The sequence below is a fragment of the Streptomyces sp. NPDC057249 genome, assembly GCF_042669245.1.
Classification (GTDB): domain Bacteria; phylum Actinomycetota; class Actinomycetes; order Streptomycetales; family Streptomycetaceae; genus Streptomyces.
This window is the reverse complement of the sequence record NZ_JBHUXS010000001.1, coordinates 431,100-456,441: the sequence shown is the minus strand read 5'-3', so window position 1 is coordinate 456,441 and position 25,342 is coordinate 431,100. Positions and strand designations below refer to the sequence as shown.

The 25,342-nt window shown below is 71.1% G+C and carries 28 protein-coding genes; 17 read left to right on the top strand and 11 right to left on the bottom strand.

Going from position 1 to position 25,342, the window contains the following annotated elements; genetic code table 11:
• Positions 1-101: 101 nt before the first annotated feature.
• The 4 genes from pdhA to ACFUJY_RS02180 all read left to right on the top strand — a co-directional run bounded on the left by pdhA (position 102) and on the right by ACFUJY_RS02180 (position 4,464).
• Complete coding sequence (pdhA, locus tag ACFUJY_RS02195; protein WP_365677023.1) at positions 102-1,265, top strand: pyruvate dehydrogenase (acetyl-transferring) E1 component subunit alpha; 1,164 nt, start codon at positions 102-104, stop codon at positions 1,263-1,265.
• A gap of 2 nt (positions 1,266-1,267) precedes the next feature.
• Positions 1,268-2,248, top strand: a complete 981-nt coding sequence (locus ACFUJY_RS02190) for an alpha-ketoacid dehydrogenase subunit beta (protein WP_164400911.1) — start codon at positions 1,268-1,270, stop codon at positions 2,246-2,248.
• A gap of 12 nt (positions 2,249-2,260) precedes the next feature.
• Positions 2,261-3,673: a dihydrolipoamide acetyltransferase family protein gene (locus ACFUJY_RS02185; protein ID WP_383293165.1), complete on the top strand. Its 1,413-nt coding sequence runs from the start codon at positions 2,261-2,263 to the stop codon at positions 3,671-3,673.
• Between the two features lie 149 nt (positions 3,674-3,822).
• The gene (locus ACFUJY_RS02180; protein ID WP_383293162.1) at positions 3,823-4,464 is read left to right on the top strand and encodes a DUF4232 domain-containing protein; all 642 of its coding nucleotides are present in this window, start codon (positions 3,823-3,825) and stop codon (positions 4,462-4,464) included.
• 85 nt (positions 4,465-4,549) lie between these two features.
• On the opposite strand, the gene ACFUJY_RS02175 is transcribed toward ACFUJY_RS02180, so the two are convergent.
• Positions 4,550-5,128 (bottom strand): TetR/AcrR family transcriptional regulator, encoded by a 579-nt coding sequence (locus tag ACFUJY_RS02175; protein ID WP_383293159.1) that lies wholly within the window; start codon positions 5,126-5,128, stop codon positions 4,550-4,552.
• Between the two features lie 70 nt (positions 5,129-5,198).
• Here ACFUJY_RS02175 and ACFUJY_RS02170 point away from each other — a divergent pair, with 70 nt between their 5' ends.
• Positions 5,199-6,104: an NADP-dependent oxidoreductase gene (locus tag ACFUJY_RS02170; RefSeq protein WP_383293156.1), complete on the top strand. Its 906-nt coding sequence runs from the start codon at positions 5,199-5,201 to the stop codon at positions 6,102-6,104.
• On the opposite strand, the gene ACFUJY_RS02165 is transcribed toward ACFUJY_RS02170, so the two are convergent.
• Positions 6,059-6,598 (bottom strand): ATP-binding protein, encoded by a 540-nt coding sequence (locus ACFUJY_RS02165; RefSeq protein ID WP_383293153.1) that lies wholly within the window; start codon positions 6,596-6,598, stop codon positions 6,059-6,061. The two genes, ACFUJY_RS02170 and ACFUJY_RS02165, sit on opposite strands and share 46 nt — an antisense overlap.
• Before the next feature lie 226 nt (positions 6,599-6,824).
• Between ACFUJY_RS02165 and ACFUJY_RS02160 the strand changes: the two genes are divergently transcribed.
• The 3 genes from ACFUJY_RS02160 to ACFUJY_RS02150 are packed head-to-tail and all read left to right on the top strand — an operon-like array spanning position 6,825 to position 8,415.
• On the top strand, positions 6,825-7,706 hold the full coding sequence (locus ACFUJY_RS02160) for a helix-turn-helix domain-containing protein (protein WP_383293150.1): 882 nt from the start codon (positions 6,825-6,827) through the stop codon (positions 7,704-7,706).
• 5 nt (positions 7,707-7,711) lie between these two features.
• Positions 7,712-7,900: a DUF397 domain-containing protein gene (locus tag ACFUJY_RS02155; RefSeq protein WP_383293147.1), complete on the top strand. Its 189-nt coding sequence runs from the start codon at positions 7,712-7,714 to the stop codon at positions 7,898-7,900.
• A 53-nt stretch (positions 7,901-7,953) separates the two neighbouring features.
• Positions 7,954-8,415, top strand: a complete 462-nt coding sequence (locus tag ACFUJY_RS02150) for a TIGR03618 family F420-dependent PPOX class oxidoreductase (protein ID WP_383293144.1) — start codon at positions 7,954-7,956, stop codon at positions 8,413-8,415.
• Between the two features lie 129 nt (positions 8,416-8,544).
• Here ACFUJY_RS02150 and hisS read toward each other — a convergent pair whose 3' ends face one another.
• The 3 genes from hisS to ACFUJY_RS02135 form a co-directional block, all read right to left on the bottom strand.
• A complete protein-coding gene (gene hisS / locus ACFUJY_RS02145; protein ID WP_383293141.1) occupies positions 8,545-9,858 on the bottom strand; it encodes a histidine--tRNA ligase in 1,314 nt (437 codons plus the stop codon).
• Positions 9,859-9,904: 46 nt separating this feature from the next.
• The gene (locus ACFUJY_RS02140; RefSeq protein WP_383293139.1) at positions 9,905-11,149 is read right to left on the bottom strand and encodes a hypothetical protein; all 1,245 of its coding nucleotides are present in this window, start codon (positions 11,147-11,149) and stop codon (positions 9,905-9,907) included.
• Between the two features lie 87 nt (positions 11,150-11,236).
• Entirely contained in the window at positions 11,237-11,410 is a 174-nt protein-coding gene (locus tag ACFUJY_RS02135; RefSeq protein ID WP_383293137.1) for a hypothetical protein, read from the bottom strand.
• Positions 11,411-11,569: 159 nt separating this feature from the next.
• Between ACFUJY_RS02135 and ACFUJY_RS02130 the strand changes: the two genes are divergently transcribed.
• Genes ACFUJY_RS02130 through ACFUJY_RS02120 form a run of 3 tightly spaced genes read left to right on the top strand, consistent with a single transcriptional unit; the run spans position 11,570 to position 13,383 of the window.
• On the top strand, positions 11,570-12,313 hold the full coding sequence (locus ACFUJY_RS02130) for a helix-turn-helix domain-containing protein (RefSeq protein ID WP_383293135.1): 744 nt from the start codon (positions 11,570-11,572) through the stop codon (positions 12,311-12,313).
• A gap of 4 nt (positions 12,314-12,317) precedes the next feature.
• On the top strand, positions 12,318-12,791 hold the full coding sequence (locus ACFUJY_RS02125) for an NUDIX domain-containing protein (protein WP_383293132.1): 474 nt from the start codon (positions 12,318-12,320) through the stop codon (positions 12,789-12,791).
• A gap of 55 nt (positions 12,792-12,846) precedes the next feature.
• The gene (locus tag ACFUJY_RS02120) at positions 12,847-13,383 is read left to right on the top strand and encodes a hypothetical protein (protein ID WP_383293129.1); all 537 of its coding nucleotides are present in this window, start codon (positions 12,847-12,849) and stop codon (positions 13,381-13,383) included.
• A gap of 8 nt (positions 13,384-13,391) precedes the next feature.
• Here the strand turns inward: ACFUJY_RS02120 and ACFUJY_RS02115 are convergent, their stop codons facing one another.
• The 3 genes from ACFUJY_RS02115 to eno all read right to left on the bottom strand — a co-directional run bounded on the left by ACFUJY_RS02115 (position 13,392) and on the right by eno (position 17,564).
• Complete coding sequence (locus ACFUJY_RS02115; protein ID WP_383293126.1) at positions 13,392-15,107, bottom strand: GAF domain-containing SpoIIE family protein phosphatase; 1,716 nt, start codon at positions 15,105-15,107, stop codon at positions 13,392-13,394.
• Between the two features lie 105 nt (positions 15,108-15,212).
• On the bottom strand, positions 15,213-15,992 hold the full coding sequence (locus tag ACFUJY_RS02110; protein WP_383293124.1) for a DUF4097 family beta strand repeat-containing protein: 780 nt from the start codon (positions 15,990-15,992) through the stop codon (positions 15,213-15,215).
• Positions 15,993-16,283: 291 nt separating this feature from the next.
• Entirely contained in the window at positions 16,284-17,564 is a 1,281-nt protein-coding gene (gene eno / locus ACFUJY_RS02105) for a phosphopyruvate hydratase (protein ID WP_383293121.1), read from the bottom strand.
• Positions 17,565-17,733: 169 nt separating this feature from the next.
• Between eno and ACFUJY_RS02100 the strand changes: the two genes are divergently transcribed.
• Positions 17,734-18,156: a MarR family winged helix-turn-helix transcriptional regulator gene (locus ACFUJY_RS02100; RefSeq protein ID WP_383293118.1), complete on the top strand. Its 423-nt coding sequence runs from the start codon at positions 17,734-17,736 to the stop codon at positions 18,154-18,156.
• Positions 18,157-18,198: 42 nt separating this feature from the next.
• Here ACFUJY_RS02100 and ACFUJY_RS02095 read toward each other — a convergent pair whose 3' ends face one another.
• Entirely contained in the window at positions 18,199-18,747 is a 549-nt protein-coding gene (locus tag ACFUJY_RS02095; protein ID WP_383293115.1) for a DUF1062 domain-containing protein, read from the bottom strand.
• A 291-nt stretch (positions 18,748-19,038) separates the two neighbouring features.
• Between ACFUJY_RS02095 and ACFUJY_RS02090 the strand changes: the two genes are divergently transcribed.
• A complete protein-coding gene (locus ACFUJY_RS02090) occupies positions 19,039-20,310 on the top strand; it encodes a PQQ-binding-like beta-propeller repeat protein (protein WP_383293113.1) in 1,272 nt (423 codons plus the stop codon).
• Between the two features lie 55 nt (positions 20,311-20,365).
• Here ACFUJY_RS02090 and ACFUJY_RS02085 read toward each other — a convergent pair whose 3' ends face one another.
• A complete protein-coding gene (locus tag ACFUJY_RS02085; protein WP_383293110.1) occupies positions 20,366-21,304 on the bottom strand; it encodes a D-alanyl-D-alanine carboxypeptidase family protein in 939 nt (312 codons plus the stop codon).
• Between the two features lie 209 nt (positions 21,305-21,513).
• Here ACFUJY_RS02085 and ACFUJY_RS02080 point away from each other — a divergent pair, with 209 nt between their 5' ends.
• The 4 genes from ACFUJY_RS02080 (at position 21,514) to ACFUJY_RS02065 (ending at position 24,427) form a co-directional block, all read left to right on the top strand.
• Positions 21,514-21,834 carry a hypothetical protein gene (locus ACFUJY_RS02080; RefSeq protein WP_383293108.1) on the top strand — a complete coding sequence of 107 codons (321 nt, stop codon included), beginning with the start codon at positions 21,514-21,516 and terminating at the stop codon, positions 21,832-21,834.
• 23 nt (positions 21,835-21,857) lie between these two features.
• On the top strand, positions 21,858-22,358 hold the full coding sequence (locus ACFUJY_RS02075; RefSeq protein WP_383293105.1) for a GNAT family N-acetyltransferase: 501 nt from the start codon (positions 21,858-21,860) through the stop codon (positions 22,356-22,358).
• Between the two features lie 69 nt (positions 22,359-22,427).
• Positions 22,428-23,120 (top strand): GntR family transcriptional regulator, encoded by a 693-nt coding sequence (locus ACFUJY_RS02070; RefSeq protein WP_383293102.1) that lies wholly within the window; start codon positions 22,428-22,430, stop codon positions 23,118-23,120.
• Positions 23,117-24,427: a nitrate/nitrite transporter gene (locus ACFUJY_RS02065; RefSeq protein WP_383293099.1), complete on the top strand. Its 1,311-nt coding sequence runs from the start codon at positions 23,117-23,119 to the stop codon at positions 24,425-24,427. The genes ACFUJY_RS02070 and ACFUJY_RS02065 overlap by 4 nt, the downstream gene beginning before the upstream one ends.
• 74 nt (positions 24,428-24,501) lie before the next feature.
• Here the strand turns inward: ACFUJY_RS02065 and ACFUJY_RS02060 are convergent, their stop codons facing one another.
• Positions 24,502-25,326: a maleylpyruvate isomerase family mycothiol-dependent enzyme gene (locus ACFUJY_RS02060; RefSeq protein ID WP_383293097.1), complete on the bottom strand. Its 825-nt coding sequence runs from the start codon at positions 25,324-25,326 to the stop codon at positions 24,502-24,504.
• Between the last annotated feature and the right edge of the window lie 16 nt (positions 25,327-25,342).

Genomic DNA, 25,342 nt, shown 5'->3' with positions numbered 1-25,342 from the left:
CGGACCGAGCGGCACCCACCCCGTGCACGGGTACGGACACAGGCGAGCCGCACTGGTCTCCCGGCAGACCCCGGGGGCCGGACCGACGGAGGAGCACGCACGTGACCGTGGAGAGCACTGCTGCCGCGCGCAAACCGCGACGCAGCAGCAAGCGGACCAGCGCCGCGAAAACGCCCGCGAAGACGCCGGAGGGTTCGACGCCCGAGCTCGTACAGCTGCTGACGCCCGAGGGCGAACGCGTCGAGCACCCGGACTACTCGATCGACCTGAGCGCGGAAGAGCTGCGCGGCCTGTACCGGGACATGGTCCTCACCCGCCGCTTCGACGCCGAGGCCACCGCCCTCCAGCGCCAGGGCGAGCTGGGCCTGTGGGCCTCGCTGCTGGGCCAGGAGGCCGCCCAGATCGGTTCGGGACGGGCCCTGCGCGACGACGACTACGTCTTCCCGACCTACCGTGAGCACGGTGTGGCCTGGTGCCGGGGCGTCGACCCGACCAACCTGCTCGGGATGTTCCGCGGTGTGAACCACGGCGGCTGGGACCCGAACAGCAACAACTTCCACCTGTACACGATCGTCATCGGCTCGCAGACCCTGCACGCCACCGGTTACGCCATGGGCGTGGCCAAGGACGGCGCGGACTCGGCCGTGATCGCGTACTTCGGCGACGGCGCGTCCAGCCAGGGCGACGTCGCGGAGGCGTTCACCTTCTCCGCCGTCTACAACGCCCCGGTCGTCTTCTTCTGCCAGAACAACCAGTGGGCGATCTCCGAGCCCACCGAGAAGCAGACCCGGGTGCCGCTCTACCAGCGCGCCCAGGGCTTCGGCTTCCCCGGCGTCCGCGTCGACGGCAACGACGTCCTGGCCTGCCTGGCCGTCACCCGCTCCGCCCTGGAGCGCGCCCGGCGCGGCGAGGGCCCGACCCTGGTCGAGGCGTTCACGTACCGCATGGGCGCGCACACCACCTCGGACGACCCGACGAAGTACCGGGCCGACGAGGAGCGCGCGTCCTGGGAGGCGAAGGACCCGATCCTGCGCCTGCGCGCGTACCTGGAGAAGCAGGGCGCGGCCGACGAGGCGTTCTTCACCGCCCTGGACGAGGAGAGCGAGGCGCTCGGCAAGCGCGTCCGCGAGGCCGTACGGGCGATGCCCGACCCGGACCGGATGGCGATGTTCGACCACGTCTACGCCGACGGGAACCCGCTCGTCGACGAGGAGCGCGCCGAGTTCGCCGCCTACCAGGCTTCGTTCGCCGAGGAGGGCAAGTAACCATGGCCGTGGAAAAGATGTCCCTCGCGAAGGCGCTCAACGAGTCGCTGCGCAAGGCCCTCGACACCGACCCGAAGGTCCTCATCATGGGTGAGGACGTCGGCAAGCTCGGCGGCGTCTTCCGGATCACCGACGGCCTGCAGAAGGACTTCGGCGAGGACCGCGTCATCGACACCCCGCTCGCCGAGTCCGGCATCGTCGGTACGGCGATCGGCCTCGCGCTGCGCGGCTACCGGCCCGTGGTCGAGATCCAGTTCGACGGCTTCGTCTTCCCCGCGTACGACCAGATCGTCACGCAGCTGGCGAAGATGCACGCCCGCGCGCTCGGCAAGGTCAAGATGCCCGTCGTCGTGCGCATCCCGTACGGCGGCGGCATCGGTGCCGTCGAGCACCACAGCGAGTCGCCCGAGGCGCTGTTCGCGCACGTCGCGGGGTTGAAGGTGGTCTCGCCGTCCAACGCGTCGGACGCGTACTGGATGATGCAGCAGGCCGTCCAGAGCGACGACCCGGTCATCTTCTTCGAGCCGAAGCGGCGCTACTGGGACAAGGGCGAGGTCGACACCGAGTCCATCCCGGGCGCCCTGCACGCGGCGGCCGTCGCCCGCACCGGCACGGACCTCACGCTCGCCGCGTACGGCCCGATGGTCAAGGTCTGCCTGGAGGCCGCCGCGGCCGCCCAGGAGGAGGGCAAGTCGGTCGAGGTCGTGGACCTGCGCTCGATGTCCCCGATCGACTTCGACACCATCCAGGCGTCCGTCGAGAAGACCCGCCGCCTGGTCGTCGTCCACGAGGCGCCCGTCTTCTACGGCTCCGGGGCCGAGATCGCCGCTCGCATCACGGAGCGGTGCTTCTACCACCTGGAGGCGCCCGTGCTGCGGGTCGGCGGCTACCACGCCCCGTACCCGCCGGCGCGGCTGGAGGAGGAGTACCTGCCGGGCCTGGACCGGGTGCTCGACGCCGTCGACCGCTCGCTGGCGTACTGAGGAGAGAGGAGCGTGACCACGATGACCGACACTTCCAACGCTGCTCGCTTCCGTGAGTTCAAGATGCCCGACGTGGGCGAGGGACTGACCGAGGCCGAGATCCTCAAGTGGTACGTCCAGCCCGGCGACACCGTCACCGACGGCCAGGTCGTCTGCGAGGTCGAGACCGCGAAGGCCGCCGTCGAGCTGCCGATCCCGTTCGACGGCGTCGTCCACGAACTGCGCTTCCCCGAGGGCACCACGGTCGACGTGGGCCAGGTGATCATCGCGGTGGACGTGGCGCCGAGGTCGGACTCCGGTGCCGCTTCCGCACCCTCGGAGCCCGAGGCCCCCGCCCCCGAGGCCGAGGCGCCCAAGGGCCGCCAGCCCGTCCTGGTGGGGTACGGCGTGTCCGAGTCCTCCACGAAGCGGCGGGCCCGCAAGGGCGCCGAGACCGCGCCGCCGGCCGCCGCGCCCGCCGCCGTCCAGGCCGAGCTGAACGGCCAGGGCACGGCGGCGCTCCCGGAGGCCCGTCCGCTGGCCAAGCCGCCGGTCCGCAAGCTCGCGAAGGACCTGGGCATCGACCTGGCGACGGTCACCCCGACCGGCGCGGGCGGGGTCATCACCCGCGAGGACGTGCACGCGGCGGCGACGCCCGCGGAGCCCTCGGTGTCCGCAGCGCCCTCGGTGCCCGAGCCGTCCGTCGAGGCTCCGGCCCAGGCTCCCGCTCCCGTCCCGGCCGGTGCCCGCGAGACGCGTATCCCGGTCAAGGGCGTCCGCAAGGCGATCGCGCAGGCCATGGTCGGCAGCGCGTTCACCGCTCCGCACGTCACCGAGTTCGTGACCGTCGACGTCACGCGCACGATGAAGCTCGTGGCGGAGCTGAAGGAGGACAAGGACATGGCGGGGGTGCGGGTCAACCCGCTCCTCGTCATCGCCAAGGCCCTCCTGGTCGCGATCAAGCGGAACCCCGGGGTCAACGCGGTCTGGGACGAGGCGAACCAGGAGATCGTCCAGAAGCACTACGTGAACCTGGGCATCGCCGCCGCCACCCCGCGCGGCCTGATCGTCCCGAACATCAAGGACGCCCACGACCAGACGCTGCCGCAGCTGGCCGCGTCCCTGGGCGAGCTGGTCGCCACGGCCCGGGACGGCAAGACGTCCCCGGCCGCGATGGCGGGCGGCACGGTGACCATCACCAACGTGGGCGTCTTCGGCGTCGACACCGGTACGCCGATCATCAACCCGGGCGAGTCCGCGATCCTCGCGGTCGGCGCGATCAAGCTCCAGCCCTGGGTCCACAAGGGCAAGGTGAAGCCCCGTCAGGTGACCACGCTGGCCCTGTCGTTCGACCACCGCCTGATCGACGGCGAGCTGGGCTCCAAGTTCCTGGCGGACATCGCCGCGATCCTGGAGCAGCCGAAGCGGCTGATCACCTGGGCGTAGGTGTGCGTCGACGAGGGGCCCGCGTGCAGGCTGCGCGGGCCCCTCGGCATGTGTAACAAGGGCGTATTAGCCACTGGTTGGGCGCAACGGGTACCCGCCCCGGACAGTTCTTGCTGATCGGAACTGTCAACGGATACGAGGACCCAACGATGCGCGCTCACAAGATCACCCTCGCCGCCCTGGCCGTCGTCGCGGGCCTCTCGCTCACGGCCTGCCAGAACGACGGCGACGACGCGGCGCAGACCGACCCGTCGTCGGCCGCGACCGCGTCCGCCTCCGGCGGCGGTTCGGGCTCAAGCGGTACGGCTTCGGGCGGTTCGGACAGCGGGAAGGACACCGCCGCCGGGGCCGGAGCCGACCAGTCCGGCAGGACCGCCGAGTGCCGCACCGCCGGGCTGGAGATCACCGCGAAGGACACCTTCATCGACGGCGATCCGGACGGGTCCGTCGCGGTGGAGATGAAGAACACCAGCGGCCGGGACTGCATGGTCGCGGGGTTCGCCGGCGTCGATCTCAAGACCGACGCGGGCACGATCTCCGCCGAGCGCAAGGGGGCGCCCGCAGACCCGTACGTCCTCAAGAACGGCAAGACGATCGCCTTCGCCGTCACCTACCCGCTCAACGAGACGGGCGGCTCCGGCGTCAAGATCGAAGGGCTCGTGGTGACCCCGCCGAACGAGACGAAGCCGGTCACCCTGGCCTGGCCGGGCAAGCCCTCGCTGCCCGTTACGGACGGGTCCGGCGCCCCGGTGACGGTCGGCCCGATCGGCAGCGCGGGGCAGGGCGGCTGAGTCGTACGTTCCGTGCCTGCGGGCACACCGACGAGGGGTCCCGTGACGCTTGCGGGGCCCCTCGTCCGTACGCCGGCCAGGGCCCTCAGGGGGCGGCCGTGGACTCCCAGGCCGCCTCGATCATCCCGAAGATCTCGTCCACCGCGGCCTCCGGATCGGCCGCCTCGCGGGCCAGCGCGTGCGCGTCGACCACGAACCTGGCGACAGTCCGGCAGGCCGTCGGGGTCCGGGACAGCTGGGGGTCGGCGGCGATGGCCGTCGCCAGTGACTCCGCGTGCCGCAGCTTCATCGACTCCTCGTACTCCCGCAGCGAGGGCGACCCGTCGATCATCCGCCAGATGGGGGCGGCGCCCTCCGCCGTGCAGTGCCGCACCATGGCGTGCATCTCGCGGCGCAGTGCGGCCACGAGCGGTTCGTCCGGTGCGCGGCCGGTGACCGCCTGCGCAAGCCGGTGCTCGAAGTCGGCGTCCTGCTCGAAGACCAGGGCCTCTTTCGAGGCGAAGTGGGAGAAGAGCGTGGTGACGGCCACGTCCGCCTCGGCGGCGATGTCCCGGATGCCCACCGCCTCGTATCCGCGTTCCAGGAAGAGCCGCAGGGCGGTGTCGGCGATCTTCTGGCGGGTCGCGGCCTTCTTGCGCTCGCGGCGCCCGGACTGCACGGTCATGCGCTCACGCTATCAGGTACGTATCCGTAACCGTTTCAAAACACTAACCGGTAGTGCTAACGTCCCCGGTATGAAGAAAGTGAGCTTCGCCGAGTTCGGCGGCCCCGATGTCCTGCGCCTCGTCGATGCCGAGGAGCCCCACGCGGGCCCCGGCCGGATACGTATCGCCGTGCGGGCGGCAGGAGTGAACCCCGTCGACTGGCGGGTCCGTGAGGGCCAGGTGCTGGGCGCCCATCCGACCGTGCTGCCCTCCGGCGTCGGGCTGGATGCCGCCGGGGTCGTGGACGAGGTGGGTGAGGGCGTCGAGGGCGTGGCGATCGGCGACCGCGTGTTCGGCGAAGGCGCGGACACCTACGCGGAGTTCGCCGTGCTGTCGGCGTGGGCCCGGATGCCCGAGGGGCTGACGTTCGAGGAGGCGGCCGGGTATCCGTCCGTGGTGGAGACCGCTCTGCGCGTCATCGGCCAGGTCGGCGTGCGCCCGGGCGAGACGCTGCTGGTGAGCGGGGCCTCCGGGGGAGTCGGGTCGGCGGTGCTCCAGATCGCCCGCGACCGCGGCATCACGGTGATCGGCACCGGCGGCGCCGCGAACCAGGACTACCTGCGCGGCCTGGGCGCGCTCGCCACGACGTACGGGAAGGGCTGGGTGGAGCGGGTGCGCGGGCTCGGCCGCGTCGATGCGGCTCTCGACTTGGCCGGCGCGGGCGTGCTCCCCGAACTCGTCGGGCTGACGGGGGACCCGGACAGGGTGATCACCATCGCCGATCTCGGTGCGCCGGAGTACGGCGTCCGCTTCTCCGGCGTGGCCGGGAGCGTGCCGGACGCGCTCGCGGAGGCGGTGGGCCTGATCACGCGGGGGCGGCTCCACATCCCCGTCGAGAAGTCGTACACCCTCGAGGAGGCGGCCCAGGCGCACGCGGACAGCCGGGCGGGTCACACGCGTGGGCGGCGGGTCATCGTCGTCGGGCCCGCCGCCTGACCGGGGCCCGCACCGGCCTCCGGTCCGAGCCGCTGGGGGCCCTTCGGTGCCGCCTCCGCCGTCCGTAGCGCGAGTTCGGCGAACACGGTCTTCCCGACGGTGCGCGGCTCGACCCCCCACCGATCGGCGACGGCGTCCACGAGGACGAGCCCGCGCCCGTAGCACTCGTCCGGGTCCGCCTCGCGGAGCCCGGGCAGCCGTTCCCCTCGGGGGTCGCTGACCTCGATACGGAGGGCGGTGCCTGTGGCAGTGCCGGTGACGGTGAGGTGGACCCGGAAGAGCCGCCCGCGCAGGCTGCCGTGGATGAGCGCGTTGGTCGCCAACTCGGAGACGAGGAGGGCTGCTTCCGCGGCGCGGTGGGGGTGCCCCCAGGCGGTGACGAGCCGCGCGGCGCGTCGGCGGGCGAGGGTGACGCTGCGGGCGGTGGGGGCGTAGTCGAGGCGGTCCTCGTGGAGCGGGGCATTGTCCTGGGGGGCCTCGGCGGGTGTGGACATGGGTGGGCCTCTCTGGGGTGGGGGGGCGGTGGCATTGCCGGTCCGTGCCCATGCGGGCAGGGTGGTGCGCTTCCGCCAGATATCTCTGCGTGATGTTGGCGCCACTGAAAGTAGTGGAACTTGGCCGCGGGCAGCAACTACTTCCCGCAGAGAATTCTCTGCCCTAATTGGTGTTCGAGGGACCGGAGCTTCAGACTGAGGCGGACCATGTGGGAGGGAGTGGGCTGTGGCGGGTAGCAACCCGGATCGGGGCCGTACGGTCTCCACCGTGCTCGGACGCCGTTTGGGCGGCGAGCTGCTGCGTATGCGGGAGGCGTGTTCGCTGCGCCAGGCGCACGCGGCGGAGGCCCTTACCGCTTCGGTCGCCAAGGTGGCGAAGATCGAGCGCGGACTCGTGCCCATGCGGGACCCGGATGTCAGGGCCCTCTGCCATCTCTACGGTGAGACCGACGAAACCACGGTCGGCAAACTGCTGGCACTCGCCAAGACCGACCGCGAACGCCGCAAGGCCAGCGGTTGGTGGAACCAGTACCCGGGGCTCGACGCGATGGTCGAGTACGTGGCGCTTGAGGACATCGCCACGGGCTTGCGCACCTGGCAACTGGCCATCGTGCCCGGCCTCCTGCAAACCGCCGACTACGCGCGGGCGCTGGCTGTGGGCAACGGTTCCTGGGCGGACCCGGATGAGATCGAACCCTTCGTCGAGGCCCGCATGGCCCGGCAGGCCCGTCTGACTGGCGACCGCCCCCTGGAGCTGTGGGCCCTCGTGCAGGAGAGCGCGCTGCGCCAACTCGTCGGCGGCCGCCAGGTGATGAGGGAGCAGCTGGGCCACCTGCTGGACATGGCCCACCGCCCCAACGTGAAACTCCAGGTGATGCCATACCTCGCGGGCGCACACCCGGGCATGACGAGCGCGTTCACCATCGTGTCCTTTGCCGAACCCGGGGCGCTTGACGTGGTCCACATGGATACCACCTCGAGCACTCTGTGGCTGGAGAGCGATACTGATGCCGAGCGCCACGACCGGCTCTTCGACCGCATGACGCGTGTCGCGCTTGCACAGCGCAACTCGCTGGTGCTTATCGACGGAATCCTCAAGGAGCTGTAGACCGCGTGCCCGCGTATGAGTTCGTCAAGTCCAGCTACAGCGGCGGGAACAACGGTCAGGAGTGCGTTGAGGTCGCCCGCAATGCCCCCGGCGTGGTTGCCGTCCGCGACTCCAAGCGCGCAGCCGGCCCCGTCCTCGTACTCACCCCCGCCGCGTGGTCCGCGTTTCGTGCGTCCCTGTCCGAGCGGCTGTAGGGGGCTTACGGAGACCGGGGAATCCCGTTGTGCGTACGGGCGTTGAGCTGTTCATGACTCAAGGACCCGCGCCGCGCCCCCTGTCCGACGCGTCCCTGTCCGAACTGCTGAGCCAACAGCAGTTCGGCACGCTCGCCACCGTCAAGCGCAGCGGCCACCCGCACCTGACGACCATGCTCTACAGCTGGGACGCGGCGGCCCGCGTCGCGCGGTTCTCCACGACCGTGGAACGGGTCAAGGTCTCGCACCTGCGCCGCGACCCGCACGCGGCGCTGCACGTACGGGGCGACGACGTGTGGTCGTTTGCCGTGGCGGAGGGCACGGCCGAGGTCTCCGAGGTCACGACCACTCCGGGGGACGCGGTCGGGCGGGAGCTGCTCGCCATGGTCCCGCCGGCCGCGCGACCAGAGGACGAGGGCGTGTTCCTTGAGCAGCTGGTGGCCGAGCGCCGGGTGGTCATCCGGCTGAAGGTGGACCGGCTGTACGGAACGGCTCTGGACGTGACGGGAGTTTAGGGGCGCCTGTTCAGAGGCGATCGCGAACCACAGGGTGCCCGTCCGGGTGTCGTTGGGCTTTCAGCCCCGAAACCTCCGGGCGCCGGCGAACCGGTGCCCGGAGCGAGGGACCCGCCATGGAGGGTCCTTCTAGCGGTCCGCCAGCAGTCGGCGCACATGGTCTGCCACTGCCGCTTGGGCGACGGTGGTCTGCTCGCCAGTCGTCATGTTCCGTACCGTGACGTTTCCGGCAGCCATCTCGTCAGGCCCCAAGATCGCGACGACGCGGGCGTGCTGATCGGCCGCCCACTTCAGTTGGCGGGCCAGCTTCTTCGATGTACCGAGGAAGACACCGGTGCGCAGGCCCTCTCGGCGCAACTGCGCGGCCAGGGTTGCCACGGAGGCTTCATCGACGAGTGCGGGAACGGCGACGTCCAGTCCGCGAGGGGTGGCGGTCTCGTGGCTCTGGATGGCGAGGATGCGCTCGACACCGATGGAACCGCCGCACGCGGGCATGTCCGGGCCGCCGAGCGTGGCGACCAGTTTGTCGTAGCGGCCACCCGCGCAAATGGACCCCGGGTAGGAGGGGGCGGTCGCTTCGTAGATCACGCCCGTGTAGTAGTCCAGCCCACGGACCATGCTCGGGTTGTAGGCGATCCGGTCGGCCGGGAGGCCGGCATCGGTCACCAGTTGGATGAGAGTGTCGATCTCGGCAAGACCCGCTGTTCCGCCCTCGGTGGAGGACAACCGCTCACGGATGACGTCGCGGTCGTCGGCGGTGACGTCGGTGACGAGGCTGTCGGCAGTCTCCGTCGGCAGCCCGGCCGCGCCGGTCGCCAGCTCCTTGGCGACGGCGTCCGGGCTCACCTTGTCGAGCTTGTCCAGAATGGCCAGCACGGTCGTCCCCGCCTGCGGGGTGACACCGTAGACATCTAGCAGCGCGTGCAGCGCCCGTCGCGAGTTGACGTTGAAGGTGAAGCCCTCCACGCCGAGCGCGTCGAGGCCGTCCGCGAGCGCGAGGACGATTTCGGCGTCCGCCAGGGGCGAATGGGAGCCGACCGTGTCGATGTCGCACTGAACGAATTCTCGAAAGCGGCCGTCCTGCGGACGGTCCGCCCGCCACACCGGGCCGATGGCGTAGCGCTTGTAGGGCTGCGGCAGCTTCGATCCATGGGTCGCGATGACGCGGGCCAGGGGAACCGTGTGGTCGTAGCGCAGGGCAAGGTCCGCCTGCCCGCTGGACTCGTGGATGCCGCGCTTGAGGATCTTGAAGATCAGGCGGGCGGCCTCCTCTCCGTACTTTCCGGTGATCACCGAAAGGTTCTCGAACGCCGGAGTTTCCAGCGGGTCGAAGCCGTAGCGTTCGAAGATCTCGGCCAGAGTGTCGAACGCATGCTTACGGCGACGGAGATCGTCTGCGAGGAAGTCGCGGGTTCCGGACGGGGGCTGAGCGGCCTTGCCCATGCGCGGTGTACTCCGTTGGCGTCTAGGTCGGTTGAATGCGCGTAGCCTACTTCGCCGTTGAGCGGTCGAGGCGCCAGCTGGGGAAGTATCGCGCCAGCGTCGACAGTAGCTCGTTCACGTGCTCCTGGTCGCCGTAGCCGGTGTGCATCAACGGAGTTCCTTCGATCTCGGTGAGCTGTTCCCAGCCGCTCAACTGGTCCATCAGCTTCTTCACGCCGGTCATCAGCGACAGCGACATGGAGGGTACGAGGGCGTCGATGCCGTGGGCCATGTAGTAGATCGATGACCGCCGTACGGCGGAGGAGTCCACCCGTTCGCTGTAATTCTCCTCCGAGAAGCGCGGGTAGCAGGCGTCGAGCATGCCCTTGGGGACGTCCCATACGGGCATCAGGACGTCCGTGCTACCGGTGCGGCGGACCGGGAACGGCATGGGACGGCGGCCGTTGATCAGGCAGAACAACAGTTCCGCCGCGACGTCCTCGCGGTTGTAACCGACCATCAGCCGAGACCCGCCGATCTCCTCGCAGAGCGCCCGGCCGGCGAGGTTGATCAAGAACGTGGCGAAGAAATGTGCCAGATCGGGACTGTAACGGCTGGAGAGTTCGCGCCACAGCTCGTCCGGGCCTTTGCTCATCCCCAGCAACGTCGCGATCTCGTCGGGATGAAGCACCCGATGCGCGAAGCCTGCCTCCGCACAAAGTGCTGCTGCCCGCTCGGTAGCCGCTTCAGGCCAGATCGGCTTCATTGTCAGCGTGAAGCACACCACTTCCGACGGGTCCAGACCGTGCTTGGCCACGTAGCGGTGGGTGCCCTGCACGAGGGTGTTGGAGTCACCGCCGCCGGAGATGCCGGCCACCAGAGGGGGAGTCGCGGCGTGGTCGGTGAGGAAGTCGCAGATCCTGGAGAAGACGATCTCCTGTGCCTGCTCGGCATCCAGGGCGTGGACGCGATGAGTGGGTCGTTTCGCATCATCGGCCCACTGGAAGTCGTACATCGCAACGGCCGGATTCCGGCCATGTTCCACGGTCTCCACCTTGCCGGGATCGATCGCATCGATGTCGGTATTGCGGATGCACTGAAGAATGACCTGCCGGTCGTCCTGCACCTCCGCCAAGGTCGCCGAAATGGGAATCGGCTTGAGGCTGCCGTCACCGGGTACCTCGTATGCCTGGAAGAGGCTGGGGGGAAGCCGGTGGGCGAGAAGGACGTCGGCCAGCGTCAGCAGATCCTGGGATTTCGGGCTCCGGGCGCCTTGCGAGAACAGCATCGTGACCTGATCGAGCGTGACCATGTGCGTCTCCAGTGTCGTCGGATATGCGCGGTGGCTGTGCGCAGTCGGCCCCGCCCCGCCGGGCGAACAGGGGCGGGGCCGCTGTTTCTAGATGTGCGCGGTCAGCGCTGTGACGGCCATGACTTCCTCGACCTGCTCCGAGGTCATGCGGTCCAGTCCGGCCTGCGGCAGCGTGCGCGCCATGACCTCAGTCAGTGGTCGGATGTCGAAGCGCTCCGCCGCAGCGGTGGCCGCCTCGGTGCGCGCCTGTTGTGGGGACATTCGGATTCCTCCTTCGTTGAAGGTGCGGACCCCGATGCTGAAACCCGTCGGTGGGACGGTGAAACCTCGCTAAAACACCACATCGGGACGTCCCGCGTCGGGTAGAGCGTCCCTGGCAACGTCCGTGGCGCCGTCCCGGCACCCAGGGGGAGACTGTCCATGCGGAACGAGCGATTACGCGAAGCGATGGCTGCGGCCGGTTTCACCCACGGCAGCCTCGCCGAGACGGTCGGCGTCGACCCGAAGTCCGTCGAACGGTGGGTCAACCTCGGCCGGGTCCCGCGCCGCAGGACCGCCCTGAAGGCGGCTGAGAAGTTGGGGGAGGACGTGCACGCGCTCTGGCCGGCGTTACGACAGGCGCGCCCAGCCCGCGCCGCCAGTCCTGAACTCATTGCCGTCTACGATCAGCGCGCGGATGTGCCTGTCTCTGCCTTCATCGAACTGTTCGCCCGGGCCCGCGAGCACATCGACATCCTTGTCTACGCTGCCGTGCATCTGCACGAGGCGTACCCCAGGCTGAACGATCTCCTCAGCGAGCGCGCAGCCGCCGGCTGTACCGTACGAATCGCGCTGGGTGATGCGGACAGCGACCACGTCAGTCAGCGCGGCCGGGAGGAACGGTACGGACACGGCATCGAGTCGCGCTGCCGCCTCGCCCTGATGCACTTTCGCCCCCTCGTCGGCGTCCCCGGCATCGATGTGCGTACGCACGCGACGACCCTTTACAACTCGCTGTACCGGGTGGATGACCAGCTCTTGGTCAACGCACACGTCTGGGGTGTAAGCGCCTACGCCGCGCCCCTGTGGCATCTACGCCGTCAGAGCGTCGGGGGCATGTTCACGACGTACGCGGTGTCTTTCGACGCCATCTGGTCCACCGCCACCCCCGTCCAGGAAGGCTGAGCGCATGGCAGGCCGTACGGAGTACTACGACGACCCGGACGCGCCGGAGCCCAACAGCCTCGTCGTCGCCGCCTCGGCGGTCGTCACCGACGATGTCGGCCGCGTCCTGCTTCAGCGCCGTTGCGACAACGGATTGTGGGCGCTGCCCGGGGGCGGGATGGACATGGCGGACTCGCTGCCCGGAACGGCGGTGCGCGAGGTAAAGGAGGAGACCGGGCTCGATGTGGAGATCACCGGGCTCGTCGGTACGTACACCGACCCGAGGCACGTCATCGCGTACAGCGACGGCGAGGTGCGCCGGCAGTTCAACGTGTGTTTCACGGCCCGGGTCACCGGTGGCCGGCTGACGCTGTCGGACGAGTCGACGGAGCTGCGCTTCGTCGCGCCCGGAGATCTGGACGCGCTGCCGATGCACCACACACAGCGGCTGCGCCTCGGCCACTACCTGGAAGGCCGCGAGCACCCGTATCTGGGCTGACTGTCCCGTAACGGTTCATCGTGAGCACGCATCGAACGAATGATGCAATGGCCGCATGACGGTGAACCGCGCAGACCTGGGACCACTGGAACTCACCGACGGGCGGTGGGGGATCGGGGACGCCACCCGGCCCGGCACCCATTGGGTGGAATTGCGTCCCGATGGGCTCCATCAGCATGAGCCCGACGCCGAGGGGCAGTTGGTGCCCTGGTCCAGGGTCATGACCGGTATCAGGATCACCTGGGGCAAGCACGCCCGGAACACGGCCAGCAGGGGCAAGTACACGCTGAAGGGCATGGTCGCCGACCGCGACGGGGGGTGGCTCCACCTGACCCTGCGCGACCCGTACGAGGACCACCAGCTGCGCTTCGACCAGCACGCGCGTCCCTACCGGGCGGTGGACGCTCTCCGGCTGGAGGCCCTGCTGCGGCGGCTCACCGAAGAGGGGAGGCTGCGGCTCCTCGGCGACCCGGAATGGGTCGGGCGGGCCGCCGCGTCCCTGGCCGGCGGGAAGAACCGCTGGGTCACCGACGGGTCACTGGAGCAGGCGGTGGCGGAGGCCCTGGCGGCGGCCGGCCCCGGCAGCCCCTGACGGGACCGTCACCCACCGGGCCCGTCGACCCGCAACGCGAGTACCGCCACGTCGTCCCTGTGCGGGATCTCCGCGAGGCCCGCGGAGAGGGCCTGGAGGAGGCGGGGCAAGGGCTTGTCGGCGTGGCGGGCGAGGGTGGCCGCCGTGTGCGCGGTGCACGCGTCGATGTCCTCGTCGCGGCGTTCGACCAGGCCGTCCGTGTACAGGAGGAGCACGCTGCCCGGGGGCAGGTCGTGGGTGTGGTTCTCGCGGGGCGGGGCGTCCGGCAGACCGAGCAGGAGGAGGTCGTGGTCGGGCAGGGGTGTGACGCCCGCCCCGGGGACGTACAGCAGCGGCGCGGGGTGTCCGGCGTTGGACCAGGTCAGGCGCCATCGGTTGTCGTCCAGGTCGAGGCGGGCGTGCACCGCCGTCGCCCCCACGCCCAGGGGCAGGACGTCGATCGCCTGGTCGATGGCGTGCAGGGCTGCGGCGGGTGAGTGGGCCGGGTCGTCCAGGCTCGCCTGGCGGAGCATGCTGCGGATCTGGCCCATCACGGCGGCGGCCCGGACGTCGTGGCCGATCACGTCGCCGATGGAGAGCATGAGGGCCGTGGGCAGCGGATAGGCGTCGTACCAGTCGCCGCCCACCATGTCCTGGTCGGCGGCGGGCAGGTACAGGGCGGCCATGTCCAGGCCGGGCACGTCCGGCAGCTCGGTCAGCATCGCGGTCTGGAGCTGTTCCGCGGTGCTGAGCCGGTTGGCGACGAAGCGGGTGCGTTCCACGGCCTGGCTCACGTATCCGGCCACGGTGGTGAGGACCGCCTCCTCGGTCGGTGCCATCACGTGCGGGCGGGACCAGCACCACGTCAGCACGCCGTGGCCGTCCGGCAGCGGGACGCACAGGACGGACTGGAGGCCCAGCGAGTCGTACCCGGCGACGGCCTCGGCCCCGAAGCCGGCCACCAGCGCCGCGCGGTCCGGCACGAAGACGGTGCGTTGTTCGCGCAGGGCCCGCGTGCTGGGGAAGGGCGCGTCCCGGTCGAGACGGTCGATGGCGCTCTCCACCGGGCGCACGTCGTCCGGGTCGATGACCCGCCACAGCCCTTGGCCGTCGGCCAGCAGCAGGCCCACGAACGCGGGCTCGGCGGGCCCGCGGAACAGCTGGCGGAGGCGGCGGGTCAGGTCGGTCGGATCATGGGCGTGGGCGAGTTCGACCGAGGCGCGCAGCAGCAGACCGGCATGGTCGCGGTCCCGCTGGATCAGCTCCGACGCGATCCTCAGCCGCAGCTCCATCGAGCAGGCGGCGGTGAGGTCTTCGAGGTCGTGCAGCTCGTCCGCCGTCCACTCCCGGGGCTCGTGGTCGATGGCGCAGAGCGATCCGAGTACCCGTCCGTCGGCGTCGGTGAGCGGCATACCGGCGTACGCGACCACCGCGAGATCGGGGATGGCGAGGCTGGCGCAGGTACGGGGGTGCGTCCGGGTGTCGCTGAGGACGAGCGGGCCGGCATCCGCGACGACGTGCTGGCAGAAGGAGTGGCTGAGGGGGGTCTCGCGCCGGGCCGCCCAGTGGCCGGACAGCCCGACCATGCCGGGGAAGACCTGCCGGTCGGGCTCCAGCAGCGAGACCAGGGACACCGGGACGTGCAGCAGCCGCGAGACCAGCCGCGCGAACCGGTCCATGCCGGGATCGGCCGCCGCGGTCAGCCCGGCCAGCCGCAGCGCCTCAAGCCTTCCGGGGTCCCTCACCCCGGGGCCTCCGTCCGGGCGGGGAGGAACGGCGCGATGCCCACACAACGCATTTTACAAATATAAGAGGGAAAGTCCGCGTTGTCCTGACCGGAAGCGGCGCCCCTACCCCCGACGGACCTCCGTGTCGCCGTTCACGGTGCGCAAGGTCAGGCGGTGCGCGTGGTCCGTGGGCTCGGCCGCCGGGACGTCCGTGGCCGAGCGCCCGTTGACGGTGTGCGCGTCGGTCGCGTACGCGGGTGCGCCGGCCGGGAGGGTGACGCGGGCGGAGCCGTTGCGGGTGATGCCGCTGAGCGTGTCCGGGGCGGTGGCGCACCGCACGTCCACGTCGCCGTTGACCGTCTCGGCGTCGATGCCGGTGCCCCGGAGGCCGGTCGCGCGGACCGAGCCGTTCCGGGTCACCAGGTGCTGGCGGGCACCCTTCGCGCCGGAGTCCTGGACGGTGACATCGCCGTTGACGGTGCTCAGGCTGAGTCCGCCCCGTACATCGCTCACGTCGATCCCGGCGTTGCGCGCCCGGACGGTGAGCGTGACGCCGGCGGGGACGCGTACGAGGGGCATGCCGCCGCAGTTGTCCCGGGCCCGGTCGTCGCGCCCATCGCCCTCGTCGCACGGCAGGTCGAGGGTGTACGTACGCCCGTCCCCGTCGTCGCCGTGCGCGAGGACCGAGTCGTCCACCGTGACGTGGTCGCCGTCCGCCCCGACGACGCGCACGCCGCCCTGGGTGGTGATGACGAGCCGGGTGTCCTGGGCGAGGGCGGCCGTCCGGAAGCCCTCTCTCCGCGCGTCCGCGTCGCCGCTGCCGCCGCAGGCGGTCAGCACCAGCAGCGCGCATCCGGCCAGGACGGCCGCCCGGCCCTTCGCTTCGCTCCGCGATGAGGTCATGCGAGGCGTGTGCCCCGGAAGCGGGGGCTTACGGCTCAGGTGACCGTGGGGCCGAGGTGCTCCACCGGCACGTGTGTCAACTGCGGCCCCCGCGCCCGCCGGTGAACGCCGAGATGATCCAGATCACCAGCAGGGCCAGAAAGACGACGACGATGATCGTGGGAAGCGCTGACACCCTGGTCCCCCGCGGGCTCGTGTGAGCGTAACTCCGGTGCCCCATGGGGCCCATGGGGGCGGGATCGACCGGATGCTACGCGCCCGCGGCGGGGGTCGCCAGGGTTCCGGCACGGCCTACCGGCGGCGCAGCGCCTCCGTGCCGGCGTACCGGGCGCTCGCGCCCAGCTCCTCCTCGATGCGGATCAGCTGGTTGTACTTCGCGGTGCGGTCGGACCGGGACAGGGAGCCCGTCTTGATCTGGCCGCATCCCGTGGCGACCGCCAGGTCCGCGATCGTGGTGTCCTCCGTCTCGCCCGAGCGGTGCGACATCACGACGGTGTAGCCGGCCCGGTGCGCGGTGGACACCGTGGTCATCGCCTCCGTCAGGGTGCCGATCTGATTGACCTTCACCAGGATCGAGTTGGCGACCCCGGAGGCGATGCCCTCGCGGAGCAGGGCGTCGTTCGTGCAGAACACGTCGTCGCCGGTGAGCTGGCAGCGGTCGCCGACGCGGGTGGTCAGCTCGCGCCAGCCGTCGAGGTCGTCCTCGGCCATCGCGTCCTCGACCGACACCACGGGGTAGGCGTCGATCAGCTTCACCAGGTAGTCCGCGTGCTCGGCCGGGGTGCGGCGTACGCCCTCGCCCGCGTAGTCGTACACCCCGTCGCGGAAGAACTCCGACGTCGCCGGGTCCATGACCAGGCCGATGTCCGTCCCCGGCCGGTACCCCGTGCGCTCGACGGCCGCCACGACGAAGTCCAGCGCCTCCTCGGCGGTACGGAGGGAAGGCGCGAAGCCGCCCTCGTCACCGACGCCCGTGGAGTGGCCGGCGGCGAGCAGGTCGCGGCGCAGGGTGTGGAAGACCTCCGAGCCCATGCGGACGGCCTCGGCGAAGGTCTCCGCACCGATCGGGGCGATCATGAACTCCTGGAAGTCCAGCGGATTGTCGGCGTGGGCGCCTCCGTTGACGATGTTCATCATCGGGACGGGCAGCAGCCGGGCCTCCGGCCCGCCCAGGTACCGGTACAGCGGCAGGCGGTGCGCCGCCGCCGCGGCCTTGGCGGCGGCCAGCGAGACGCCCAGGATCGCGTTGGCGCCGAGCCGGGACTTCGTGGCGGTGCCGTCGGCCGCGACGAGCGCGGCGTCGAGCCCGGCCTGGTCCTCCGCGTCCCGGCCGGTCACGGCCTCGGTGAGCTCGGTGTTGACGTGGCGCACGGCCCGGTCGACGCCCTTGCCGTGCCAGCGGGCCGGGTCGCCGTCGCGCAGTTCCACGGCCTCGCGGGCGCCGGTCGACGCCCCGGAGGGGACCGCGGCCCGGCCGAGCGAGCCGTCCGACAGTTCCACGTCCACCTCGACGGTGGGGTTGCCCCGGCTGTCCAGGACGCGGCGGCCGGTGACGGAGGTGATGGCGGTCATGGGAGTCCTTCCCTTGTCGCGTGCCGCGGTCCGGCTGCGACGACGGTGGCGCGGGACCCGGCGGAAGGAAACTCTACAGCAATGCTGTTCAGTACTGCTGTTCAGCTGTGCTGAACAGCTCTGCTGTGCAGACTTCTGTCCGGATTCCACCCCCGCGCTAAAGTGCGGTATGCCCCTCCCGGAATCCGCCTCCATCGCCGCCGAGCTGCGCACAGCGATGGGCAAGCTCACCCGCCGCGTGAAGCTTGAGGACCAGATGCCGCTCGGCCAGGTGGCCGTGCTCGGCGAGCTGGACCGTAACGGCGCCCTGACCACCAGCGAGCTGGCCGCCCACCAGCGGGTGCGCCCGCAGTCCATGGCGCGCGCGGTCGGGCTGCTGATGGACCAGGGGCTGATCACGCGCCGCGCCCACCCCACCGACGGCCGCAAGAGCCTGGTCGAGCTGTCGGAGGCCGGGCGCGCCCTCCTGGAGGAGGAGCGGGACCGCCGGGCCGACTGGCTGGCCCGCGCGATCGACGCGGAACTGAGCGAGGAGGAGCGCGCGTTGCTGGCGCGCGCGATCGGGCTCGTCGGACGGCTGGCGGCGCACTGAGGGCGGGGGCCGGCGTCCTCGCGGAGACCGGCCCTCGCGGCCTCACCGTTTCAGCAGAAAGCCGAAGTCCGTCGTCGTCCGCCCGGTCAGGCGCGCCGGCGAGACGAGGTTGCCCTCGGCCAGCAGGCGTTCCGCCTCGGCCCGGGAGAGGCCGAAACCGTCCGCGATTAGGCGCAGTGGTCGGACGGGGACGGGGGCGTCGAAGCGGACGGACACCTCCGCCACCTCGCGGTCCGGGTGATCCGCGTCCCCGGTGTCCAGGCGCCACGCGCCCGTCCAGTCGAGGGCGATGCGGTTGCGGCGCCGCACGACGCCGTCCTGGAGCAGTTCGCCCGCGAGCGCCGGATCGTTGGCGTGCATCCGGTCCAGCAGTTCAGGGCGTACGGAGCGGACGTGCGCGCGCTCCAGGACCGTGACCTTGGTGGTGTCGCCGCACCCCGTGCAGAGCGCGAGGAGCCAGGCGTCGAGCAGCTTGTGGTGCGCGTTGACGCGGAACTTGCCGTGCGCCCGGAAGGTGCCGGACCCGCAGGCGTGGCAGCGGCGCAGGACGAGGGGCAGGCGTGTGGGCATGACGGCCCAATGGATGAGCACAGGTGTACACCGGTTTCCGTGTGAGAAATCCGCAGCGGGAAGCAGCGCGGCGCACAGGGCGCGACGCGCGACAGATCAGCGGTGGAGAGGTCTCACGCGATGTACAACGGAACGCCCTTCCGGGGGACGGCAGATGAGGGCCCGCGCCGCGAACGGCCGGGCCCGGCTGGACGGTAGCGGGGCGGGCCGGGGGACTTCCACCGGTTTTCCGCCGAGCCCAGGACCCCCGACTCCGTGGCCGCTAAGGTCGTTGTGATCGCAAAGAGTGTGAAGAGCGGGTCAGGGGGAGCGATGAGTGGGAGAGGAACGGCGACGGCACGCCGGTGGGGCGCCGCCGCGGCCGGGGCCGTGCTGGCGGCGGTGTCGCTGACCGGCTGCGGGAGCGGCGGCGGCGAGGACGCGCCCGGCGCGAAGGCGACCGAGGGGGCCAAGGGCGGTGGGGACGCGAAGAAGTCGGCGCGGCGCGCGTACGACCCGCCCCTGCGCTTCGAGGGGAAAGCGGTCGTCCTGTCGGGTTCCGGGCAGCCGAGCACGTCGAGCGGGGAGGCCCTGCGGCCCGCGGTGACGCTGGTGGACGGGGTCGCGTACGTCGACAACGAGGGCGGGATCGTCGCGATCGACACCCGTACCGGCGACTCCCGGTGGTACGCGGAGACGAAGTACGAGCCGGATATGGGCGGCTTCGGGACCAAGCGGGTCGCGCCCCTGGTGTCGGACGACGGCCGGACCGTCTACGCCGCGTGGTGGCGCCAGGTGCCGGGCGAGGGCACCATGCCGGACCGGTCCGTCATCGAGGTGCTGGCCGTCGACACGGGCACCGGCAGGAAGACGTGGTCGGCCGAGATCCCGCCCGATCCCAGCTCCACCGGGCTCGCCGCCACCGCCATCGGTGCCGACGGGAACCTCGCGCCGCAGGTCGTCGGGGTGGACGCCGGTACCGCGATCGTCACCTCCGCGGACACCACGTACGCCCTCGACCCCGCCACCGGGGCCGTCCGCTGGAAGAAGGGCGACTACCGCGCGCTGAACCTCGCCGAGGGCGTCGTCGCCGGCGGCGAGGAGACCGGGTACGGCAAGGGCCGGCTGCTGGGCGTCGACGCGGAGACGGGGAAGCAGCGGTGGACCGTGGCCGACGCCCGGCAGCCCGCCCACGCCGCGCCCGCGTTGCTGAGTGCGAACCTCGACGACCGGACGGTCGTGGTGGACGCGGTGAGCGGCGAGACGCGGGTGAGCTTCGACAGCCGGGACTGGCGGTGCCTGGACGACGCGCGGACGCTGGTCGCCTGCTCCAAGGACGGGTACAGGGCGGCGGACCGCGGAATCGTGGTCTTCGACGCCACCACGTTCCGGCACACGTGGGTGCTGCCCGACCACTCCGGACGGTCGGTGCCGAAGGTCACCGGGTTCTGGCACGGCGCCCTGTACGGGAAGGTGGGCGGGCGGCCGGTCGTCCTGGACGGCACCACGGGCAAGGACCGCGAGACCGAGCCGAACGCGGCACCGATCGAGATCGACCGGTACGGCGGGGTGGAGGGGACGCGGTTCATCCCGGCCGTGGGCTGACGTCGCAGGGCCCCGCACACGACGGTGTGCAGGGCCCCTACGCGTACCGGGCGGGCTACTTCTTGAAGCCGTAGTCCATCAGCTTCTTCGCGTCCGAGGTGCGGTTCGTCTCCGACGAGGAGGTCAGGACCGTGCCGATCACCGTCTTGCCCTTGCGGGTCGCGGCGAAGACCAGGCAGTACTTGGACGCCGGGCCGGAGCCCGTCTTCACGCCGATCGCACCGCTGTACGTGCCCAGCAGCTTGTTGGTGTTGGTCCACGACATGTAGCGGTAGCCGCCGCTCTTCGTCGTGACCTTCTGCTTGGTCGACTTCGTCTTCACGACCGTGCGGAAGGTGGAGTACTTCATCGCGCTGCTGGCGAGCTTCGTCAGGTCGCGCGGGGTCGAGTAGTTGGACCCGTTCCCGATGCCGTCGAACGAGTCGAAGTGCGTGTTCTTCAGACCGAGGGCCTTGGCGGTGCTGTTCATCTTGCCGATGAACGACTTCACCCGCGCCGCCCGCGTCTTGCCGGAGCCGAACTTGTCCGCCAGCGCGTACGCGGCGTCGCAGCCCGACGGCAGCATGAGGCCGTAGAGCAGCTGGCGCACGGTGACCTTGTCGCCCACGATCAGCCGCGCCGAGGACGCGCCCTTGGAGACGATGTAGTCGCTGTACGCCTTCTGGATCGTGACCTTGGAGTCCAGGTTCAGGCCCTTCTGGGCCAGCACCACGCGCGCGGTCATGATCTTCGTCGTCGAGCCGGTGGAGCGGCGGGTGTCCGCGGACTTGGTGAACAGCGTCTTTCCGGTGCCGTTGTTCATCACGAAGCCGCCCTTGGCGACGATCGAGGGCGCCTTGGGCGCGGCGGCCCGTGCCTTGGCGAAGTAGGGCGCCTTGGGCGCGGTGGCCTGTGCCGTGGAGGCGAACGCGCCGCCCGCGATCAGGGCGCCCGTGGTGAGGGCCACCGTGACGGTCACCGGACCGCGCCTTATGCCCTTAATGCCGAGTTTCAAGTTGAACGCTCCAAATGCCCCTGGGAGGCGGCCACATGAGGGTGCCGCCGCGCTGATAAGACGAACGACCGCGCCGCTTGGTTGGGCCCGTGCGCGGGTGATTTTTTACGACATCCAGGGGCGGCGGGGCGTTCGCGCGGCGCAGGCGCGTGGCGGCCAGGGACTACGATCGGCGTCATATCCGAGCGCCCCAGAGGCCGGAGGCAACCGTGGACGATGTCGTGCGTGCGCAGGAGTCCGTCAGGGCATACGGCGAGCTCCTCGCCCTCGCCGAGCGCCTGGAGGCGCTGCGGCAGCTGGGCGAGGACGGGGTCGAGGCGCATACGACGGCCGCGCTGCACGCGGTGCGCTTCGCCGCGACGATCCTGTGGCGGACCGTGCCGGACGTGCCGGAGCCGGCCTACCGGCAGGACGAGGAGCGCCTGCTCGAACTGGCCGCGCACTGGCGCGAGGCGGCACTCGGCCTCGGCGAGTTCGCGCCCCAGCGCCCGACGCTGCGGCTGGTGGAAAACGACGGGTCGTCCGCATAGCGGCTGGGATAGCGTCCCCCGGCATGACACCTTCCCTGCGCAGCGAACGCCTGGTCCTCGAACCGTATGTGCCCGCCGACGAGGAGGCGTTCGTCGCCCTCTTCCTGGACCCCCGGGTCTCCCGGTGGATGGGCGACGGGCCCTGGCCCGAGGAGCGGTACCGGACCACGTTCTCCCGCATCTTCACGCACGCCTACGGCAGCGAGGGCTTCGACGTCTGGGCCGTGCGCCAGGACGGCCGGACGGTCGGCCACGCGGAGATCAAGCCGGCCGAGGCCGTGGAGGGGTACGAGCTGATCTACGGCCTCGCGCCCGAGGTGTGGGGCCGGGGTCTCGGCACCGAACTGGCGCGGACGATCGTCGGGTACGGCTTCGAGGTGCTGGACCTGGACCAGGTGTACGCGACCGTGGCCGAACCGAACGCGGCCTCCCTGGCGGCCCTGCGCAAGGTGGGGTTCCGGCACGTCAGGGACATCGCCGAGGAGGACGGGAGCACCACGCTGCTGCTGGCGCGCGGGCGGTAGCGGCCGGTCCCCCGTCCACAGGGTGGGACGGCGGGACGCTTGCGTGCATGTTGTATCTATGCTGTACGCATGCCAGCCCCCGCACCCTCCACATCCCCCGGCCCCGCCCCCCTCACCCCGCCCGCGAAGCAGCCCCCGGCCGCCGAGCGCGTCTACACGCACGTCAAGGACGCCGTCCTGGACCGCCGCTACGAGGGCGGCACCCTGTTGACCGAGGGCGGCCTCGCCGAGGCCGTGGGGGTCTCGCGCACGCCGGTGCGCGAGGCACTGCTGCGCCTTGAGGTCGAGGGGCTGATCAAGCTCTATCCGAAGAAGGGCGCCCTGGTGCTCGCCGTCTCCGCCCAGGAGATCGCGGACGTGGTGGAGACCCGGCTGCTGGTCGAGGAGTTCGCCGCCCGCAAGGCGGTGCCCGCGTCCCCGCAGCTGATCAGCCGGCTGGAAGCGCTCCTGGAGGAGCAGCGCCACTACTCCGACGCCGGCGACCTGGCCACCGTCTCGGTCAAGGACCGCTGCTTCCACGCCGAGATCGTTCGCCACGCGGGCAACGAGATCCTGTCCCGCCTCTACGACCAGCTGCGCGACCGCCAGCTGCGGATGGGCGTCGCCGTGATGGAGGCCCACCCGGACCGGATCGCCGCCAACATCGCGGAGCACGGCGAGCTGCTGGACGCGATCAGGTCCGGTGACGCGGAGTTCGCCGCCCAGGTCGTGCGCCGCCACGTCGGCCGGGTCAAGGTGTTGGTCCGGGGTGAGGACCGGTGAGTTCCGCCGCCGCGCCCACCCTGCCCCTGCCCGGTGACCCGCCCGGCGGCCGGCGTGCCGTCAGGATCTGGGGCATCGGCGTCGCCGTCTACTTCGTCGCCATCATCTTCCGGACCAGCCTCGGGGTCGCCGGACTCGACGCCGCCGACCGGTTCGACGTCAACGCCTCGGCGCTCTCCACCTTCTCGATCCTCCAGCTGCTCGTGTACGCGGGCATGCAGATACCCGTCGGCCTGATGGTCGACCGGCTCGGCACCAAGCGGGTGCTGACCCTCGGGGCCGTCCTGTTCACCCTCGGCCAGCTCGGCTTCGCGCTCTCCCCCTCGTACGGCACGGCGCTCGCGTCCCGTGCGCTGCTGGGGTGCGGCGACGCGATGACGTTCATCAGCGTGCTCCGGCTGGGGACGCGCTGGTTCCCGGCCCGGCGCGGGCCGCTGATCGGCCAGGTCGCCGCCCTCTTCGGGATGGCGGGCAACCTCGTCTCCACGCTGGTGATCGCCCGTGCCCTGCACGGCTTCGGCTGGACGACCACCTTCGTCGGCAGCTCGCTGGCCGGGGTCGTGGTCCTGGTGCTGCTCCTCCTCTTCCTCAAGGACCACCCCGAGGGCTACGAGCCGCCTCCCGTCCAGCACGCCGGCGGGGCGTACGTGCGCAAGCAGATCGCCGCCGCCTGGCGGGAGCCCGGGACCCGGCTCGGTATGTGGGTGCACTTCACCACGCAGTTCCCGGCGATGGTGTTCCTGCTGCTGTGGGGCATGCCGTTCCTGGTCGAGGACCAGGGGCTCGGCCGGGGGACCGCCGGTGAGCTGCTGACCCTGGTGGTGCTCTCGAACATGGCGCTGGGGCTCGTCTACGGGCAGGTGATCGCCCGTCACCACGCGGCCCGCGTCCCGCTCGCCCTCGGCACGGTCGGCACGACGGCCGCGCTGTGGGCGGCGACGATCTTCCACCCCGGGGACCATGCGCCGATGTGGCTGCTGGTCGTCCTGTGCGTGGTGCTCGGGGCGTGCGGCCCGGCCTCGATGATCGGCTTCGACTTCTCCCGCCCGGCCAACCCGCCGGAGCGCCAGGGCACCGCGTCCGGCATCGTCAACATGGGCGGCTTCATCGCCTCGATGACCACGCTGCTGGCGGTCGGCGTGCTGCTGGACGCGACCGGTGACAACTACCGGGTGGCGTTCTCGTCGGTCTTCGTCCTGGAGGCGCTGGGCGTCACGCAGATCCTGCGGCTGCGCGCGAGGGCCGCGCGCCGCGAGCGCGATCACCACGTGATCAGCCGGGTGGAGGCGGTGCACGTGCCGGCGTGACCCGGCCCCGGACGGCGGCGCGCCCGTCCCCCGTCGTGGGGGCGGGCGCCGCTGTGTGCCGGGCTCTTGTGGTGTTACGGGGTGACGGCGAAGTGCTGCAGGATGGCGTCGGCCAGCTCCTGGTCGCCCTCGGCCTTGACCCGGTCCGCGACGGCGGCGGGCCGCACCCGGCCGCAGGCCAGCCGTACGTACGTCTCCCAGTCCATGGACAGCGTCACGGCCGGCCCGAGCGACGGGGCGACGTCCAGCGCACCGCGCCCCTCGGCGTCGATCCGCACGGTGCGCATGAACTCCAGTGGCCCGTGCACGTCCAGCACCACGGCGGAGTTGGCCGGTGCGCCGGCGAGCTTGGCCACCACCTTCGGCAGCCCCAGCAGCAGGAGGTCGCGGGCGACCAGGGCGCCGGGGGAGTCCAGGTTGCCGGGCTTGCCCAGGGCCGTCCGCAGGTCCTGTTCGTGCACCCAGACATCGAACGCGCGCGTCCGCAGCGCCGTCTCCAGGGTCTGTTCGGCGCCCAGCGGCGCCCGCACCATGGTCTCCGGGTCCCGGGTCTCGTTCCGCAGCTGCCGGGAACGGCGGATGATCGTGTACTCCAGCTCGGAGGTCATCTCCGGGGCGGTGTGGTGGCGCCTGACGTCGACCTGCATCTCCATGTAGCGGGCGAACTCGCTCTGCACGTGGAACAGGTCGCGCGGCAGGGTGTGGATCGGGCGCGGGTCGCCGAGCTGTTCGCACTCCACCCCGATGATGTGCGAGACGATGTCGCGCACGGACCAGTTGGGGCAGGGCGTGCGGCCGTTCCACTCCCCCTCGGTGAGCGGGTTCACCAGCTCGGCTATCGACTCGATGGAGTGGGTCCAGGCGTCGGCGTAGGTCTGGAGGCTGGGATGGACGGTCACGGGACCCCTCGTGCGG

Bases quoted from the DNA above. Each gene is read 5' to 3' on its own strand.
- ACFUJY_RS02090 (WP_383293113.1), top strand. From the start codon at position 19,039: ATGAGTGGGAGAGGAACGGCGACGGCACGCCGGTGGGGCGCCGCCGCG.
- ACFUJY_RS02130 (WP_383293135.1), top strand. From the start codon at position 11,570: ATGCGGAACGAGCGATTACGCGAAGCGATGGCTGCGGCCGGTTTCACC.
- hisS (WP_383293141.1), bottom strand. From the start codon at position 9,858: ATGGGCAAGGCCGCTCAGCCCCCGTCCGGAACCCGCGACTTCCTCGCA.
- eno (WP_383293121.1), bottom strand. From the start codon at position 17,564: ATGACCGCCATCACCTCCGTCACCGGCCGCCGCGTCCTGGACAGCCGG.
- ACFUJY_RS02170 (WP_383293156.1), top strand. From the start codon at position 5,199: ATGAAGAAAGTGAGCTTCGCCGAGTTCGGCGGCCCCGATGTCCTGCGC.
- ACFUJY_RS02175 (WP_383293159.1), bottom strand. From the start codon at position 5,128: ATGACCGTGCAGTCCGGGCGCCGCGAGCGCAAGAAGGCCGCGACCCGC.
- ACFUJY_RS02150 (WP_383293144.1), top strand. From the start codon at position 7,954: ATGACTCAAGGACCCGCGCCGCGCCCCCTGTCCGACGCGTCCCTGTCC.
- ACFUJY_RS02180 (WP_383293162.1), top strand. From the start codon at position 3,823: ATGCGCGCTCACAAGATCACCCTCGCCGCCCTGGCCGTCGTCGCGGGC.
- ACFUJY_RS02165 (WP_383293153.1), bottom strand. From the start codon at position 6,598: ATGTCCACACCCGCCGAGGCCCCCCAGGACAATGCCCCGCTCCACGAG.
- ACFUJY_RS02100 (WP_383293118.1), top strand. From the start codon at position 17,734: ATGCCCCTCCCGGAATCCGCCTCCATCGCCGCCGAGCTGCGCACAGCG.
- ACFUJY_RS02070 (WP_383293102.1), top strand. From the start codon at position 22,428: ATGCCAGCCCCCGCACCCTCCACATCCCCCGGCCCCGCCCCCCTCACC.
- ACFUJY_RS02135 (WP_383293137.1), bottom strand. From the start codon at position 11,410: ATGTCCCCACAACAGGCGCGCACCGAGGCGGCCACCGCTGCGGCGGAG.
- ACFUJY_RS02190 (WP_164400911.1), top strand. From the start codon at position 1,268: ATGGCCGTGGAAAAGATGTCCCTCGCGAAGGCGCTCAACGAGTCGCTG.
- ACFUJY_RS02125 (WP_383293132.1), top strand. From the start codon at position 12,318: ATGGCAGGCCGTACGGAGTACTACGACGACCCGGACGCGCCGGAGCCC.
- ACFUJY_RS02075 (WP_383293105.1), top strand. From the start codon at position 21,858: ATGACACCTTCCCTGCGCAGCGAACGCCTGGTCCTCGAACCGTATGTG.
- ACFUJY_RS02140 (WP_383293139.1), bottom strand. From the start codon at position 11,149: ATGGTCACGCTCGATCAGGTCACGATGCTGTTCTCGCAAGGCGCCCGG.
- ACFUJY_RS02110 (WP_383293124.1), bottom strand. From the start codon at position 15,992: ATGACCTCATCGCGGAGCGAAGCGAAGGGCCGGGCGGCCGTCCTGGCC.
- ACFUJY_RS02120 (WP_383293129.1), top strand. From the start codon at position 12,847: ATGACGGTGAACCGCGCAGACCTGGGACCACTGGAACTCACCGACGGG.